Raw genomic sequence first — 17,119 nt, 5'->3', positions numbered from 1 at the left:
ATCCAAAAGATTTCTCCCTATATTCGTTCAGTAGAGATGCATTACAAATTTTAAAGGAAAATAATATTAAAACTTTTGCCTGTACTAATCAACATAGAATTAGTAGAGGTGAAGCTACTCTCGATGAATTTTACAAGGAATTTCAATCATATGAATTAAAGCATTCCTGTTTTCGGCTTATGACAATTGCAGTTACCATCTGAACTATGAGGACAAATAAAGGCATTATCTGAGTATTTTATCACCTCTTATAAGGAATATGCGAAAAGAGGCTTCCATAAACACAAAAGGCCCGTCCCAGACTGCGATAACGCAGTCTGGGACGGGCCTTCAAAAGTGGTCTTCAATTTTTAAAAGGTATCAGCACTTCCCCATTCCTCCCGCTTTTCAGGAGCAGATGAAGAATGGTCTTGGACAGTTCACTTGGGTGATAGGGTTTCACAAGGTAATCAACTGCCCCGAGTGTGATGCCTTTTTCTTTTTCATCGAGTGCGGATGAGATGATGATCGGGATGTCGCACAGCTCTTCATTTGCTTTCAGGGCTTCGAGAACGTCCCATCCCGACATGGTTCCTTCGAGCATGATATCGAGGACGACCGCATCCGGTTTAAACTCAGTGATTTTTTCAATCGCGGCTTCTCCGGATTTCGCATGCTGCACCTGGAATCCGCTTCCGGAAAGCTCTGTAGTCAGCAGCGATGCGAGGTTTATGTCATCCTCTATGACCGTGATCGACATGCCATCGCCGCTTGATTCTTCCTCCTTGAAGGTCTGGAGTGTCACCATCGGGAGGCAGACCGTGAACGTACTTCCCTTCCCTATTTCAGAAGCGACCCTGATACTGCCGTCATGATTCTCGATGATTTCCTTTACGATTGTAAGACCCAGCCCTGTGCCGCCGATCCTTCTGCGGTCTGAATTGTCGACCCGGTAGAATTTCGTGAACAGCTTAGGGAAGGCATCATCCGGGATGCCGAGTCCTTCATCGATGATATTGATGAACACCATATCCTGTTTTTCATAAACCCGGGCGGTGATGGTTCCCCCGTCAGGTGAATATTTGATGGCATTGCTGATCAGGTTAGTGAACGCCTGTGATAATTTATCTTTATCGCCGAGGACCATCGTACAATCCGTGTCTTTCTCAATAGTGAATGTATGATGGGGGGCATTGACTTTCTGGGTGTTGATGGCATGCTGGATGATCGGGACGATGTCCTCATACCGTTTATCAAAGGTCTGCCTGCCGGACTCCATCCGCTGGACATCAAGAAAATCATTGATCAGCGACGTCAATCGTTTGGCTTCCTGATAAATGGTGGTCAGATACTTCTTCGTTCTTTCCGGCTTCAAGTCTTTCGTCAGCATCAATTCGGTGAAGCCGAGTACACTCGAAAGCGGAGTTCGCAGTTCATGGCTGACCGTCGAGACGAATTCCGATTTCATCTGATCGACTTCGAATTCCTTTGTGATGTCCCGGTGGACGAAGATGGTGCCGACTTTCTCATCACCTCGGTAGAGAGACTCCGAGTACACCTGATAGACGGTCCTGCCGTCTTCGAGATGGTACGTATGGAGATGCCTGCCGGCTTTTTCCGCTTCAATGACCATCTCATAATACCGGTTAAGCATTTTCGGATCTTCAACCCGGCTTGCAAGCGCCTGTTTCCATTCTTGATAAGGTGCCTGCTGCAGGGCACACAGCTCCCCTTGGATGATTTTCGCCAGTTTCGTATTCATCAGCATGCTGTTCCCGCTGTTATCGACCAGCTGGATGCCTTCCTGGATGTTATTCAGTATATCCTGGTTCATATGGCGGTCTTTTTCCGACTCCTCAAACAGATGGATCTTTTGAAGGGAAATCGATATCTGTTTGCTGAGACTCTTATATTCTTTCAGTTCCTCCGGGCTGAAGTCATGACCGAAGCGGCTGAAGACCATGATGGCTTCCACCTCTTTGCTCAGCGATAATATCGGGATGAAAAGATCATAAGAATACATCGTTTCAAGATGATAGCTCTTCTCCGCCTCCACAAGCTCACGTTTAACCGAAAAAGCTTTCTTCTGTTGAACTAAACGTTGATGAAGTCCGTTATCCATATAGTTGATAAACTGCTCCACTCCCTTTTCGGAAATCCCGCATGATGCACGCGACTTCTTCTCATCAAGGAGGACAATCATTCCGCGCGAAGCGTCCATGACCCCGCACATCGTGTCTACGATGCTATCCAGCACTTCCTGTTTGTTAAGGGAATAGGAAATCCCGTTGATGAATTCATTGCGCCGCTCGAGCTGCTGCTCGCGAAGTTTGGCAACCGTAAGCAGATGCTCAAGCTTCGACTGCTGTGATTCAAGTTCATCCTGCTGGGCGACCAGCTCCTCATTCTGGGCAAGCAAATCTTCTTCCTTCAATTGAATCCGGTGGATCATTTTTTCAAAAGCCCTCGAGACCTTCCCGATTTCATCTTTCCGATTGTTTTCAAAAGACCAGCGCTGATTCGTTTCATCCTCGGCAATCTGCTCGGCTGCCGTTGCTACCAGATTGAGCGGGGTGCCGATTTGTCTTGCCAGCATCCTCATGATTCGCATCAAGACCAGGAGCATAAGGAAAATGAATAAAACAAAGGCCCCCTGGCTGAGGGATTGCTTGCGTTTCACCTCTTCATATGCCTCATCACTCTTTTGCTCGATTGAATCCTTATAGTCGTTCATCTGATTTTGAAAAGTGTCAACAGTGGCAGTTCCGCCGTCTGCAGATGCTTTTTTTACCGCTTCGAGATCTCCGTTATCGTAATTTGTAATGGCATTCGCGACGATTTGGTTAAAATAGTATGCAGAGAATTCTTCTACATCTTTGATGAACGATTGATCCTCCGGTTCGATCGCAAGCGTCCTGAATTTCTCGATGGTATTTTCGATTACGATTTCCTGACGGTAAATGCTTTCCTTCAGCTCCAGCCGTCCAAATGCAACGTAGCCCCTGGCATCAAAGAAGGCTTTGCTGAATGCCCTGTTCAGCTGTTCAGCCACTGCTTCTTTTTCATTGAGCTTTTCTCGTTCCGCTTGATATTCATCCGTAATGTATTGATTGTAGAGAAACAAACAGGCAGCCCCTATCAGGAAAATAAAGATGAAGCTGCTCATCACACCGATGAATTGATTGCGCAGGCTTGTTTGGAAAAACCCACTAATTTTCTTCATTCAAGATTTCCTCGATCCGCTGGACAAGTTCCATTGGGCTGTATGGTTTCGCAATGAAGTAGTCGGCACCTGATTTCAGCACGCGTTCTTTATCCGCCTGCTGGCTTTTGGCCGAAACCATCATGATTTTCACGTCTTTTTTCTCCGGTGTGTTCCTTACCTTTTCGATGACTTCAAGTCCTGTGAATAATGGCATCATATAGTCGAGGAGGATCAGGTCATAGTCATGTTCCATGATGCTTACGACGGCTTCCCGGCCGTCCGCCGCTTCATGAAGTTCGTGACCCTCATCCTCCAAGGTATCAACCACCAGCATTCTAAGTACTTCTTCATCTTCCGCCACTAAAATTTTGGCCACCTTTTATTCCTCCTCTTTTTCGAAAGCTTTCTTCATTTCAAAATAGGACTCTTTCAGCCTCTCATGATAAGAAGGCTCGTTCCATGTTTCCCAAGAGTAATGATAAAATCCGGCAGGTTCCAGATTGTTTGATTTTACTTCCGGATAAGAAAATTCAGATCCTCCAACCGATTCATACAGCCCTATGTTTATGCCGTCAATCGTTTGTCCTGCCTCCAGACCATTTTCCCAGACATCCCCAATCGCTTCTTTCTGGCTCGGATCCTTTATATTCAAGAGCTGCCATGGAATCCTGATTTCATAACGGTCCTTTGAAGGGCTGACACTGATATCCGTGAGAGAGTCATAGTCCTGATCTTCAGGATTGGCCGTCCCGAATGCCAATTTCCCGGTTTCATAAGAATCAAACGGAAGCACCTTTCCGCCTATGTTCAGTTCCTTGTTCAGCGTAAGTCTGATCCCGTGATACATTCCATTATCCTTCTGATCCGCATATTTTTCGCGCGGGATCATGCCGAGGACCTCACCGTAATGGTAATGAAACGTATCATAATAGCTGTCCACAAGCAGGCGGGCTTTTTTCCCGCCTTCGATATGCAGGGCAAAATCCACGCCGGAAGTGTTCACCCCCGACACCCCGGGAATGGAAGACTGTCCCTGTCCGTACAGGGTATCAAATAGAACGTAGGTGTCTGTTTCGTCCTTGATAGGCTCCGTATCAACCCTCACATAGAGGTAGCGTTCATCACTGGTTACATACATGGCGCGGCCGCTATTTGAAAAGGCAGGCTGAATCCCCTTCAGCTCCCAGTCCTCGGGACGGCCGTCCACTTTGATCATCGAAGCCCTGTCCGGTCCGGGATCGAAACTCAGGAGCCCGAACTGCTGCTCGTTCGTCTGGGCATTAGACCAGTAAGGACGCCTGTCGGGGTTGTCGTAGTCCATCGTGTTCCACGTCCGCTTGAACCATTCATCCTGCCAGGCAAAGACGAGTCCGCCGGCCGCTCCTTCTTCGACGATATCGTCGAACAGGCGGCTGTTGATCTCTCCCTGTTCCTTTTCAGAATGATGGCCCTGGTCCAGTCCCTGGACATTGCGGTGCGTGAGTCCCCTTGAACCCGGCACCCCGAATTCTGCCACCAAAAGCGGCATCGAATGGGCCTTTTTCATATCATTCAGATAGCCGGCGTAGTTATTCTTCTCACCGCGGTGATCCACGTAGTTCACGTATTCGGGCTCATAATTCAGGAAGTCCGGATAGTAAGGGTAAATATGATAAGAGGCAAATAAGCCTGTGTGCAAGCTGCCGGTCCCCTTCATCACGTTCGGATCCACCGACACCATGTCTTCCGTTTCGGATGGTTCGCTTGGATGGTGAAGCAAGTCTGTCGTCACCCAGTTCGTGAAGCTGACCGGGCGCTGCCATCTATACTTATCGGTTTCATAGGCGATCCCTTCGTCTATCATTTCGGACAGCCATATTTCGAACGGCTCCGCTTGTTCCGTCGTCAAATATTTCCCCTTGAAGTCTTCAAGACCCTTATGCTTTTCGTTTGTGGCAAGGACCACCCCAGGATCCCACTCTACACCGAAGATCCAGCCAAGCACATAAGGTGAGATATCCTTGTCGTACACACCGGATGCGTGCCCTTTTCTTTCCGGTAGCTCTGCATTCCCGTGAACGAGATCGATCGTACGCTTGATTTCTTCGCGGAATTCGTCCGTATTCTCCCTGGCAAAGGCATCATTCGTTTCCAGGAAGATTTCCTCGTTCACCCACACACCATGGAACAGATAAAGGGGTTCTTCCGCCATTTGGTTATATTCGTAAAAAGCTTCATAGAAAGCAGGCGGATGAATCGTGTAGACTCGCAGTGCATTGGCATTCATGGCGCCGATCTGCTTGAACCATCTTAAATATTCTTCTTTCGTAATGGCCGTCTCACCAGGGAATGAACCGGGCTTAGAAATCCCCATATTCACTCCTTTAATGAGAAGGTCTTCCCATTTGCCGTCTTTATTGACCTGGATGTAGTCGGCACCTGCTTTTCCGGCCATTTTTATACCGTTTTCAGATTTGATTTTCGGTTTTTTCGGCGTCACCCGGTCTTTTCCGTTCTCGATACGCTCAAGGATTCTTGTCATCATAGGGACATAAGCCTTCCAGTAAAAAGCAGACAAGTTATCCGGGTTTGACGCTTCGGTCCACTTTCTCCACTTTTGAAGTCCGGCCGTTTGATAGAGATCGGGAACATCCGGATGGTCGGCGTAATCGCCGCTGAAATAATACGTGTCGTAGCGCTTATTTTCACTGTGAACGACTGCCGGGAATGTCTCGGGCAAACTAAGGGCCCTCAGCGTTTCCTTTCCGGTTTCTGATAGGGATAATGTGTAATTGGCCAGCACATCGCCCCCTGCGACCGGATTAACGATATCGAACCAGTAGGAGTACGGTACTTTTAATTTTTGACCGAACTGTTTTTCACCTTCTGAAGTCGTGGAAAAGACGACGCCTTCTTTCCCGATGTCATCCTGATCAAGGATGACCAGCTTGTCGTCTTTGCCGACAAGGACATATCCCGGTCCGCTGAACGTATAGGATTCCCCGTACTGTTCCTTATAGTTTCCACGGACCCACTCAGGGACCTCACTGCCGTCCAATTCTGGGAAGTAGCGGCCGATCCAGCCCGACCATTCCAAGTTGAACAGGGAATAAAAGGACTGCCGGGTTTCTTCCGTCGTCGGATGTGCCATCGAGTTGAATTCTGCCATGAGCGTTTTCCCGTCATTCACCGCCATTTGCTTCAGTGCATCCACGTCTTCATCGGTCATACCTCCGTATACTTTGGACGAACGCTCCCCCGATACATTTTCGTTATCGAGGTCTTCCTCGTACACACCGTACGTATCCGTCACATAGACAGCGTCATAGTCTTCAAGAGTAGAAGGCAGTTCTTTCACCGATCCTCCTCCCGCACCAGGAACGAAGCCAGCGTAATCTTCTTCAAGCTTATAAGGATTTCCGTCCTCCTTCCTATATTTCTGCTGATTCAGAATCCACATCAATCCCTTATGTTCCCGGTACGTCGCGTCCGGCACGGTCTTATCGATGATCAGGACCTCAAGCTCCCGATCGCCCTTCAACTGCCAGAGCCAGAATGGTGAGGAGATAACGAGCACGATTCCAAAAATGAACAGCAGGAATCCATAGAGTTTTAGTTTTGTCATTTTGATACTCCTTTTCTGGCCATCTCTCCCCAGCCTGTCTTTCTGCGCAGCACGTCAAGGATCCCTTCACAGCGCCAGAGGACAGTCAATGGGCGGTACCAGAGTGTTTCCGTCAAAGAATAGAAGAACAGGCGGATGATATCGGACGCCTTCGGATACTTCCGGATGGTCCACTCCTCGAGGAGGACGGAAGCCATCGAAAGGATGGAGCCGTAAAGAACCGACAGCAAGAATAATAGAATCGCAAATTCGAGGTAGACCCCTCCGAAGAAAATGGACAGGAGCATCACCAAATACCCCATCAGCTCCACCACGGGTCCCAGGAATTCAATAATGAGAAAGTAAGGGATCGACACCATTCCGATGGATCCGTATTTCGGATTGAAAATGAGCCGGCGGTGGATCCAGAGGCTTTCAAACAGCCCCCTGTGCCATCTCCTCCGTTGTCTGCGCAGATACTTCAGCGATTCCGGTGCTTCTGTCCAGCTGACAGGATCCGGGACGTATACGATTTTCTTATTTGCTTTCTGCTCTTTTACATAGCGGTGCAGACGCACGACAAGCTCCATATCCTCGCCGACTGTATGAGAGTAGCCCCCGGCTTCCACGACCCAGCGCTTCGAGAAGACGCCGAACGCCCCGGAAACGATGAGAAGGAGGTTATGACGGCTCAGGCCGATCCTTCCCATCAGGAAGGCCCGCAAATACTCGATCACCTGCATGACGACAATCGGTGACCGTGACAACCCGACCTTGACGATTTCACCGCTTTCGATCTCACAGCCATTGGCGATTCGTATGCTGCCGCCTGAAGCAATGACTTCGCCGTCTGATTCGATGATCGGCTTCATCACCTTCAGGAATGCCGTTCTTTCGAGGACCGAGTCTCCGTCGATCGAACAGAAATAAGGATAGTTGGAGACGTTGATGCCGGCATTCAAGGCATCTGCCTTCCCGCCATTTTCCTTATCGACGACGAGGAGATTTTTATAAATCCTGGATTGATAGACCCCCTTCACCTGCTTCGTATCCAACTGACGACGGATGACCCATTTTATTTTCACCAGTTGAAAAGACTCGATGAGCTTCTCAAGGGAATCATCGGTCGACCCGTCATTGACTATGATGATTTCATATTCCGGGTATTCAATACTGAGCAGGGACCGGACAGTGGCCATGATCCCGACTGATTCATTATAGGCAGGAACCAGGATTGAAACCGGTTTGGTCTGATGCAGATGCAGCAGTTCCTCATAAGGTTCCCTTTCATCCAGCTGATAGGTCTTCCTTAATTGGACGAAGGAGATCAAGAGTAAAAGAGAATAAAAGGATATGACGAGGACCATATAGCCGAGGACCATCCATCCGATGGCCATCAGGACCCCGCCCCATTGTAATGTCAGCTCCATCATACCGATCCCCTTTCCAGCCATTGTTCAGCCATATTCCTTGCGTAGTGATCTTCATTGGAGGCAGCGACCTGTCTTAGTACCTCTTTGCCTGCTTCCAGCCTTAATAAGCTTTTAGCTGCCTGTGACCGGACGTAAAAGGAATGGTCGGACATAAGGTCTTCAAGATACGGGAGGAGTTCATGGCTTCTGATATACTCGCACGCTTTAATGGCCATCAGGCGCTCCTGCCAGGAAGGCGACAGAAGATGTTTTATCAGAGCTGAAGGCGCAAGGAAATACTCCATTTCGACCATTGCTTTCAAGGCGCGGATACGGATTTCCTCCGCTGGATCTTCCAGGAGATTTTCGAGGAACAGGCTGTCCCCCTGCCTGCCCCTGACGCCGATTGAATCGACCAGCGCATAGGCCATCTCTGCGGGTAACTGATTAAACATCGCGATGAATCGATCGAGCTGTTCCCCGGTGAAGGATGTAAAGAGCAGGCTGTAATCAAATTCCGTCAACGGATGTTTGGGTCTGGTCATTTTCCCCATCACCGTTTCATCCTCATTCAGAATATAAATCTTAAGGAGCTGAATCTCTTCACTCTTGGTCAATTTTCTTGAATCATATAATCGATCCAACTCTATGAACATATTTTTCATGTTGAATTCCTCGATCCAGTAGAAGGCATTCATCCTCATGCTCCAGCGCCTATGAGTCAAGCGCGATCGGATATAGGTTCCGAAATAGGTTTCTGCAAATTCCCTGATCCGCTCACCGATCTCGTCACCGCCAAGTACCTTGGCAAAGCCGGCCGTCAATTCTATGAATGCTTTTACCTCGAGCGGTGATTGAAGGCTCAGTGCCTCTTCACCGGCTTTATTGTTGAGATACTGGAAAAGGGGCAGACGGTACTCTTCCTTGTACTGCTCCACCTTTGTCCGTCTGTCATTTTCGAGTACCTTCGTTATGACCAGGTAGCCGAACAATAGAAATAAAATGATCAGTGAGCTGACCAGCACGATAGAGAAATAAAAAATCTCGTTAGCAAACACGTTCTTTACCCCATCCTTTTCAAGATTTGCCTCAGGCGCGCTTCCAGCTCAAGCAGTTTAAATGGCTTTGTCATATAATCATCCGCGCCCAATTGGAGAGATCTTGATATATCTTTTTCACTGCTGCGAGAGGTCAGCATAAGAACTTTATAGCGATCGGCATCATTCCGGCTGCGGAGCCTCTCCAGGACTTCAAGTCCATCCATCTTGGGCATCACCCCGTCCAGGATCACGAGACAAAGGGATTCAAGGTGCCAATCAGATTCCATAAAAGAAGCTCCGTCATTGAAGCTTTGGATATCATACTGAACATCCTGCTCTGACGGCAGTTTGGAAACGATATCCCTCATAACCGTCCGGATGATCGGATCATCATCGACGATCGCAACCTTGATCGTCTTCATATGTTGTATATCGGTGGATTCCGAATCGAGTTTCACACTATTCCTTCCGTTTTCTTTCACTTCATAAAGAGCTTGATCGGCTAATCTGAGCCATTCATCCATCGGCTTGGACGGATCGGTGATTTCAGCGATGCCTGCAGAAAACGTGCAAGTGAATGCGTCAGGTTCATTAAAAATGTGCCTGCTGAATTCCTGGCGGCACCGATCAAGGAAGGTATGGGCATCTTGCCCAGTGGTGCTCAGGCAAAGGACGACAAATTCCTCGCCTCCATATCGGACGATTACATCCTGTCCCCTGGTGTTCTTTTTTAAAAATGAAGCAAATTCCGTTAACACTTTATCTCCGGCCAAGTGGCCATATTGATCATTCACCTGCTTGAAATGATCGATATCAAGCACCGCAATGGAAGAGGTTTCTTTTCTCCGCTGCCAGATGCTCTTGACCTGGTCATACGCCTGCGTCAGGTATTTACGATTGTACACATGGGTCAATTCATCGATTAATACCAGTTCTTCGATCTGTTTCTTCCGCTCGATCTGCCTTTTTACCCGAACGATGAATTCATCGATATCAAAGGGTTTTGGGATGAAATCATCCGCTCCCAGTTCATAACATTTCATCCTGGTTTCCTTCCGGTCATCCACACTGACCATGACAGTTGGGATGAACTGCTGCTTCAGTTTTTGTTTAAAGAAGTCAAGCACCTCGAACCCATCCGTTTCATCCATATAAATATCGATGATGGCACAATCCGGCCTTACATCATAAAAGGACATCACGGCTTTTTGCGGGTTGGCAACAGGGACGACATACCATCCAATGTTCTCAAGCTGTTCTTTCATATACATCAGAAAAGAGGTATCATCATCGACCAAAAGGAGGACTGGCTTATCCCCGTCTTTTTCTCGCATTCCAAGGCGTGCATCTGCCTCCCCTTCCTCCAGCTGGTAATACGCCTCAATGATGTCAAACAGCATGGTTCTCCATTCAGCGATGGCCAGCATCCGGTCATCTCTTTCATCCATCGTGTCCATCAGTTTCCTGGCAAGACCTCCGATGTGATCGAGGCCGAGGGTTGAAGCTGTTCCTGCCAGGGAATGGACAAACCGATAAAGTTCCGTATGGGAAACTTCCGGCTCCGCTTCCCATTTCTCTAATTTCTTTCTGAAGTTATTTAAAAAATGCTTCTGGTATTTTTCCATATCTCATCTTCTGCCTTTTTATTGGAGTACTTTCGGGTGGTGGTCAGTTCACAAGTTTTTACTAGTATACTGCCGTCTTTAATTGTTTAATAGTTTTATTGAAGGTTTGTGCAGTGGGGGTAAGCCAACTGGTTTTCAGTCATGTGCGAATTCCCCTAAAACCTTAATGTAACAAAAAATACCATACACTTCCATGATCTTTTCCCCCTAAAAATGTCAGATTGATGAATCAATATATCCAATCTTCTCCCTTGTCTTGGGACAAGGAGACCTGGGTCCCAGTTGAAAAGTAAGCACAGAAAAAGCCGGCAGCCCCTATTGGGCTGCCGGCTTATCTCATGTGAAGCCGATCCTATCCTTCTTTTCCAACAAACTTCTCAAGCGCCGCGATGGCTTCTTCTTCGTCGCTTCCGTCCGCTGCCAGTGTAATCTCGGAGCCGGTGCTGATCGCGAGGCTCATGAGGCCCATGATGCTTTTGGCGTTCACTTTTTTCCCGTCTTTCTCTAGAAAGATTTCGGATGAGAAGCGGTTTGCTTCCTGGACAAATAGTGCTGCCGGGCGTGCTTGAAGACCCGTTTTCAGTTTGACTTCGACTTGTTTTTCTACCATGATCATTTCTCCCCTTTGTTCGGATTACTTGCTTATTTTCTCACCCGCTCTGATTTTCTCGGCAATTTGATCGATCTTCCGTAAGCGGTGGTTGATTCCGGATTTGCTGATGGTACCGCCTGATACCATTTCCCCCAGTTCTTTCAATGTCACGTCCTGATAGGTTACCCTCAGTTCCGCGATTTCACGCAGTTTGTCAGGAAGGACCCCCAGGCCGACATGCTTTTCAATGAATTTAATGTTCTCTACCTGCCTCAATGCGGCACCGATCGTTTTGTTCAGATTAGCCGTCTCGCAGTTGACAAGGCGGTTCACCGAATTACGCATATCTCGTACGATCCGTACATCCTCAAATCGCAGGAGGGAGTTGTGCGCCCCGACGATGTTGAGGAATTCGGTGATTTTTTCCGCCTCTTTCAAGTAGGTGATGAATCCTTTTTTTCGTTCGAGCGTCTTGCTGTTCAGTCCGAAGGTATTCATCAGTTCTGACAACGCTTCGTTGTGTTCTGAATAAAGAGAAAAGATTTCAAGATGGTAGGAGGATGTTTCCGGGTTGTTCACCGATCCCCCTGCCAGGAACGCCCCTCTCAGATAGGACCTCCTGCAGCATTTCTTCTTGATCAGATCTTCTGAGATATTATGGATGAATGTAAATCCTTCGCCGAGTATTTTCAGGTCCTCAAGGATTTTCTTTGTATCTTCTTTGATCCGGACGATGTAGACGTTGTTCTTCTTGAGACGCATCTTCTTCCGCACCAGAAGTTCCACCGGGGTGTCGTATCCCTTTTTTATCAGTGTGTAGATCCTTCTGGCGATTGCGGCGTTCTCAGTCTGAATATTGACGACCAGCGTCTGATTCGAGAAGGAAAGTGAGCCGTTCATCCGGATGAGAGCGGATAATTCAGCATTGGCACAGCAGTCCTTGACCTCGATGTTAGTTAATTCTTTCTTTGTTTCTGACGCAAACGACATCCCCATCACCTCCTAGCAAACGCTTGCACAAGCTACTGTAACAGAAATTTTCTTCTGTCATTATTTGGATTCCATATAGGAATGAATGATTTTCGCTACTGATTCTGTATTGTGGCGTACCAGTCCATTATTATATGACAGGATGTCCTGTGCAAGAACCTCCATCCCCATCGAGTTCAACCGTTCGATATCGAAATGGACGGGACTCGCCTGCTCCTTGTCATAGCGTGCCTGGACTTCACCCGGCACCTGTTTGTTATTAACGAGGATCGCATCGATGCATGAAGAGTCCAAATGCTTTGAAAGAGCTTCTACATGATCGCTTGCCGTGTATCCCAATGTTTCACCCATCTGGGTCATGATGTTGCATATATACAGCTTCTTGGCTTTTGAGCGGCAGACTGCTTCGCCGATCCCCGGCACGAGCAGATTCGGTATGATGCTGGTATAAAGACTGCCTGGTCCCATGACGATCAGATCCGCTTCCGCGATGACCCTCAGCGTTTCAGCAAGCGGCTTGATGTTGTCAGGTTTTAAAAAGACGCGCTTGATCTTTTTGCCCGCCTTCGGGATCGCCGATTCACCCGTCACGATGGTGCCGTCTTCCATCTCGGCATTCAGGATGACGCTTTGATTGGCGGAAGGCAGCACTTTGCCTTTTACATTCAGGACCCTGCTCATCTCCTGGATGGCGTGGACAAAATCACCCGTGATCGAAGCCAGTGCGGCAATGATCAGGTTTCCAAGGGCATGCCCCGAGAGCTCATTCTCTGTTTCAAATCGATGCTGGAACATCTGCTCCACGAGGGGTTCGACCTCTGAAAGTGCCGCAAGCACATTCCGGATGTCGCCCGGCGGAGGGATGTCAAGTGAATCCCGCAGCCTTCCCGAACTGCCACCGTCATCCGCCACGGTCACAATCGCAGAGAGATCGAGCGGGTGGCGTTTCAGTCCGCGCAGGAGCACGGGGAGACCCGTCCCCCCTCCGATGACGACAACCTTTGGCAATGTGGTCATGGTGTCTGAACAGCCTTTCTTTTTTCGATATCACGATGAGAGATTTTCGTATGATAATCCTCTTCGAAATGATGCCCGATGTATTCCGCGAGTGCCACGGAACGATGCTGGCCGCCCGTGCAGCCGATCGCCACGACAAGCTGGCTCTTCCCTTCTCGTTTGTAGTGAGGAAGCATGAAGGAAAGCAAATCGGTTACTTTATCAAGGAACTTGTGGGTTTCATTCCATTTCAGCACATAGGTTGAAACCTCTTGATCCAGCCCGGTTTTCGGACGCATGTGGTCGATATAATGCGGATTCGGCAGGAATCTCACATCGAATACAAGATCGGCATCAATCGGAAGTCCGTGCTTGAAGCCGAATGAAATCACGTTGACCGTGAAAATCGATTTCTTGTTCACCGAAAACTCGGTCAGGATTTTCTCGCGCAATTCCCTTGGCTTCATTTTCGACGTCGTATAAATCAGCTGTGCACGGCCTTTTAATTCTTCGAGCAGCTCGCGTTCCTGCTTGATCCCTTCAAGGGGTAGACCTGACGGGGCAAGCGGATGGGAGCGGCGAGTTTCCTTGTAACGTCTCACGAGGGCTGAATCATCCGCATCCAGATACAGGATCTGCGGCGTCACCCAGGAGGTTTCCGCCAGCTCATCCAGCGCCTTGAAGAGATGGTCGAAAAATTCGCGTCCGCGAAGATCCATCACAAGTGCGACCTTATTCATTTTATTGCCGGACTCTTTCATGAGTTCGAGGAACTTAGGCAGAAGAGTCGGCGGCAAATTATCTACGCAGAAAAAACCTAAATCTTCGAAGCTTTGGATGGCGACCGTTTTACCGGCTCCGCTCATCCCGGTGATGATCACTAATTGTACGTCATTCGTAGAACCTGTACTCATACTCTTCCCCCGCTTTATTTTAAAATTTGTGTTTCGCTTCTAAATACCGCAGTTGATTTCCGTGGAAGACTTCGCTTTCCGCGGGTAGCCCGTGAGCCTCCTGTTAGGAGAGTCTATTGTCTAGCTGCAGGGCTTAGAGGCACATGTCATAAGCCAAACCGACCGAGAAGGCAAAGAACGCCTTCCAGGTCGATTCGTCTTATGCCACACGCCTCTGGGCAAAGCCCTTCCGCTTTTCTGATAGGAGTCTTCATCTTCCACTCCAATCAACTGCTGGAACCGCCCAAGATCAAATCACATGTACATATTCTTTTATTTTATCAGCTCGGATCCAAGCGGTATGAAAGCAGCTTGAAATCCGGTGTGTACGTGAACGTTCCGTAGATGGTTTTCTTTCCGTGCAGCAGGTAGTCGAGGATATGGTAATCCCCTTCGGCCATCGGCAGGTCCTTGATGTCTTCGAACTTATGCCATTTGATCTTGCCTTCCTCTGATTCCTGAAGGTTCACGCCGTCTGCTTCGGTTGCAAAAAAGGAAAACATCATCCATTCTGAGACGACTTTTTCGCCGTCTTTGATGATAAAGGTGAACACACCTTTCAAATCCGGATTTTTTAAATAGATCCCTGTCTCTTCACGGTACTCGCGTATGACGGCATCGCGGATCGACTCGCCCGGCTCCATTTTGCCTCCGGGTGCCACCCACCAATTGCGGCGGGGTTTTTGGAGAAGGAGTACTTTGTCTCCATCCAGATATAAGCAATTTGTGACACGCTGCACATCCTTCACCTCTAGTCTGGTTCATTTGGACATTTTCCGTCCTTTTTCATTCCTTTTATTATACTATGATTGCGGACAGGCTACAATGTCTCAGCCTGTGTTGGAGGAAAGGAAGTTCCATTTGGAGGCTCATTCAGGAAAAAATGTCGATTTCTTTATAAAAATATAGGGACAAGCTTCCGCAAATTTCGAGTGATACAGCTATAGTTGAACCACTATAACAGGAAAAAATGGCAAAAAAAATAGACACAGGCGAGTCCTGTGTCGTCAAAGGGATTTATTACTTAAAAAGGGGGTCAATTTCTTACTTTCTATAATACCCGATAATTGTTTCATTCATGTTACAACAGATTTAAAACGGTATTACGGAATTGTTAATTTTGACGAATTTTTATTAAACAAGCGTCGATTTTTGTGAGAATTTGTATAACTTTTGATGAATGAACATTCATTTTTCTGGATGTTTATTCTTAGAAGTCATACTTCTTCATGATCTGATCTGCCATGAGTTCATATCCTTTTCCATTTGGATGGAGGGAATCATGGAAGTATTTCTTCTTATTTTTACCCTTGAATAAAGGATTTGAAGAAACATATTTCACTTTACCATGCTTCTTCACTTCTTTCACGATTGTCTGGTTCCACTCATCCACATATGCTTCGATTTTATCACTGTCCCTGTCCGGGTATGGGTTATAGAGCCCGATTACAAGGATCTCTGCATCTTCATTCGTTTTTTCAAGCGTATCAAGAATGAAATTCAAGTTATCCACATATTCTTTCTTCGCTTCCATGATCTTATCATGATGCAGCGGGACCAGTTTGCCTCCGTTGCTTTTGATGAGATCATTCGTCCCGATGTTGACGATGAAGACATCCGCTTCAGTCAGGTCTTCGCTCACGCTCGGTTTCATCATCTGCTTTTGAAGGCCGGATGACTTCTGACCGGGAATCCCGAGGTTCTGGAATGTGTAGAGTTCGTCCGTCTCCTTCTTATTCACTTTTTCTTCGAGGCGGCCGATATAGCCTGTATCTTTGTCATCCCCGTATCCGTACGTCAGGGAATCGCCAAGGGCAATGACTCGTTTCTTCGATTCCGATTTGCTTTCATCGGCAAAATAAATGAAATAAATAATTGGAACTAGTGCAATTACGATAATGGGTATGATGATTTTCCATTTTGACATTGATAATCCTACCTTCCTGATCTTGGCTGCTTTTACATGATGAAGTTATTCCCGATTACAGTGGGAAGTAACCTGTATATTTTTGGTATCGCCAAGTTCAGGAGATGGCCGTTCTTTTTTCACACAACAAAAAAGACAAACTCTCCCCCATTTGAGTCTGTCTTTTTAGAAGGCCGATCAGTTTTTCTGAATACCGAACCGTGCGTTTATCTGGCCCTTGATCATTTTCTGCTTCGCTTCTTTTCTCTCTTTTTTAGTCAGCTCGTACTTGATTTCCTTGGTCGTGACACCTTCTTCTCTATGGTCCGCAATTTCCATCAATCGCTCTACGTCGTTGAAAGAGTATTTCCGGTAACCCCGGTTGGTCCGTTCCGGGTAGATGAGATTCTTTTCCTCGTAATACCTGATCTTTCTCTCTGTCAGGCCTGTCAATTCACTGACGACACCGATTGAAATCACTTTTTTGTCCTTATAGGAAGATTCCTGTCCCACACTACCCTCCCCCTCTTACCCCTATTATACATGGGCGGGCGGCGGCCCCCGACAAATATGTCAGAAAGTCTGACAAAGTTTTCTTCCGTTGGCAGGAAACCTGACAAAGTTGCAGAAACCAGGCGCGGAAGGCTTTACAATACATTCAAAAGGAGTGGATGACATGCCATTTTTAAGAGAAGCCGTCCAAAAGCAGCGCGAGCATTTTATTCGTCTTCTGGTGAAGAATGGGATTGCAGAAGGACCGGATGTAGAAAAATGGACGCTCACTGAACTTGTGGCTTTGTATGATAAATATCTTAGGAAATCTTGAAGGGAACCCGTT

The 17,119-nt window shown here is 47.5% G+C and carries 14 protein-coding genes; 1 reads left to right on the top strand and 13 read right to left on the bottom strand.

Annotated features, from left to right (window positions below; genetic code table 11):
- Positions 1-343: 343 nt before the first annotated feature.
- From AS034_RS18000 to AS034_RS17940, 13 genes are all read right to left on the bottom strand, one after another.
- Positions 344-3,202: an ATP-binding protein gene (locus AS034_RS18000; protein ID WP_058299634.1), complete on the bottom strand. Its 2,859-nt coding sequence runs from the start codon at positions 3,200-3,202 to the stop codon at positions 344-346.
- A complete protein-coding gene (locus AS034_RS17995) occupies positions 3,189-3,560 on the bottom strand; it encodes a response regulator transcription factor (RefSeq protein ID WP_058299633.1) in 372 nt (123 codons plus the stop codon). The genes AS034_RS18000 and AS034_RS17995 overlap by 14 nt, the downstream gene beginning before the upstream one ends.
- 3 nt (positions 3,561-3,563) lie before the next feature.
- The gene (locus AS034_RS17990; protein ID WP_058299632.1) at positions 3,564-6,788 is read right to left on the bottom strand and encodes a hypothetical protein; all 3,225 of its coding nucleotides are present in this window, start codon (positions 6,786-6,788) and stop codon (positions 3,564-3,566) included.
- Complete coding sequence (locus tag AS034_RS17985; RefSeq protein ID WP_052011418.1) at positions 6,785-8,197, bottom strand: glycosyltransferase family 2 protein; 1,413 nt, start codon at positions 8,195-8,197, stop codon at positions 6,785-6,787. Before AS034_RS17985 ends, AS034_RS17990 begins: the two co-directional genes overlap by 4 nt.
- Positions 8,197-9,237: a HEAT repeat domain-containing protein gene (locus tag AS034_RS17980; protein ID WP_058299631.1), complete on the bottom strand. Its 1,041-nt coding sequence runs from the start codon at positions 9,235-9,237 to the stop codon at positions 8,197-8,199. The genes AS034_RS17985 and AS034_RS17980 overlap by 1 nt, the downstream gene beginning before the upstream one ends.
- Before the next feature lie 5 nt (positions 9,238-9,242).
- Complete coding sequence (locus tag AS034_RS17975) at positions 9,243-10,844, bottom strand: diguanylate cyclase (protein WP_058299630.1); 1,602 nt, start codon at positions 10,842-10,844, stop codon at positions 9,243-9,245.
- Between the two features lie 352 nt (positions 10,845-11,196).
- Positions 11,197-11,454, bottom strand: coding sequence for an HPr family phosphocarrier protein (locus tag AS034_RS17970; RefSeq protein WP_032086630.1), 258 nt, complete (start codon positions 11,452-11,454; stop codon positions 11,197-11,199).
- A gap of 24 nt (positions 11,455-11,478) precedes the next feature.
- Complete coding sequence (whiA, locus tag AS034_RS17965) at positions 11,479-12,426, bottom strand: DNA-binding protein WhiA (RefSeq protein WP_032086631.1); 948 nt, start codon at positions 12,424-12,426, stop codon at positions 11,479-11,481.
- A 60-nt stretch (positions 12,427-12,486) separates the two neighbouring features.
- A complete protein-coding gene (locus tag AS034_RS17960) occupies positions 12,487-13,443 on the bottom strand; it encodes a gluconeogenesis factor YvcK family protein (RefSeq protein WP_032086632.1) in 957 nt (318 codons plus the stop codon).
- Positions 13,440-14,336 (bottom strand): RNase adapter RapZ, encoded by an 897-nt coding sequence (rapZ, locus tag AS034_RS17955; protein WP_032086633.1) that lies wholly within the window; start codon positions 14,334-14,336, stop codon positions 13,440-13,442. Before rapZ ends, AS034_RS17960 begins: the two co-directional genes overlap by 4 nt.
- Before the next feature lie 320 nt (positions 14,337-14,656).
- The gene (locus AS034_RS17950; RefSeq protein WP_032086634.1) at positions 14,657-15,115 is read right to left on the bottom strand and encodes an 8-oxo-dGTP diphosphatase; all 459 of its coding nucleotides are present in this window, start codon (positions 15,113-15,115) and stop codon (positions 14,657-14,659) included.
- A 470-nt stretch (positions 15,116-15,585) separates the two neighbouring features.
- Positions 15,586-16,302: a GDSL-type esterase/lipase family protein gene (locus AS034_RS17945; RefSeq protein WP_058299629.1), complete on the bottom strand. Its 717-nt coding sequence runs from the start codon at positions 16,300-16,302 to the stop codon at positions 15,586-15,588.
- Between the two features lie 177 nt (positions 16,303-16,479).
- The gene (locus AS034_RS17940; RefSeq protein ID WP_032086636.1) at positions 16,480-16,794 is read right to left on the bottom strand and encodes a MerR family transcriptional regulator; all 315 of its coding nucleotides are present in this window, start codon (positions 16,792-16,794) and stop codon (positions 16,480-16,482) included.
- 163 nt (positions 16,795-16,957) lie between these two features.
- Between AS034_RS17940 and AS034_RS22825 the strand changes: the two genes are divergently transcribed.
- A complete protein-coding gene (locus AS034_RS22825) occupies positions 16,958-17,107 on the top strand; it encodes a hypothetical protein (RefSeq protein WP_156416154.1) in 150 nt (49 codons plus the stop codon).
- Positions 17,108-17,119: the final 12 nt, after the last annotated feature.

The organism is [Bacillus] enclensis, from assembly GCF_001456935.1.
GTDB lineage: Bacteria > Bacillota > Bacilli > Bacillales > Bacillaceae_B > Rossellomorea > Rossellomorea enclensis.
The sequence above is the reverse complement of the archived record's forward strand: the minus strand, read 5'-3'. Positions and strand labels throughout refer to the sequence as shown.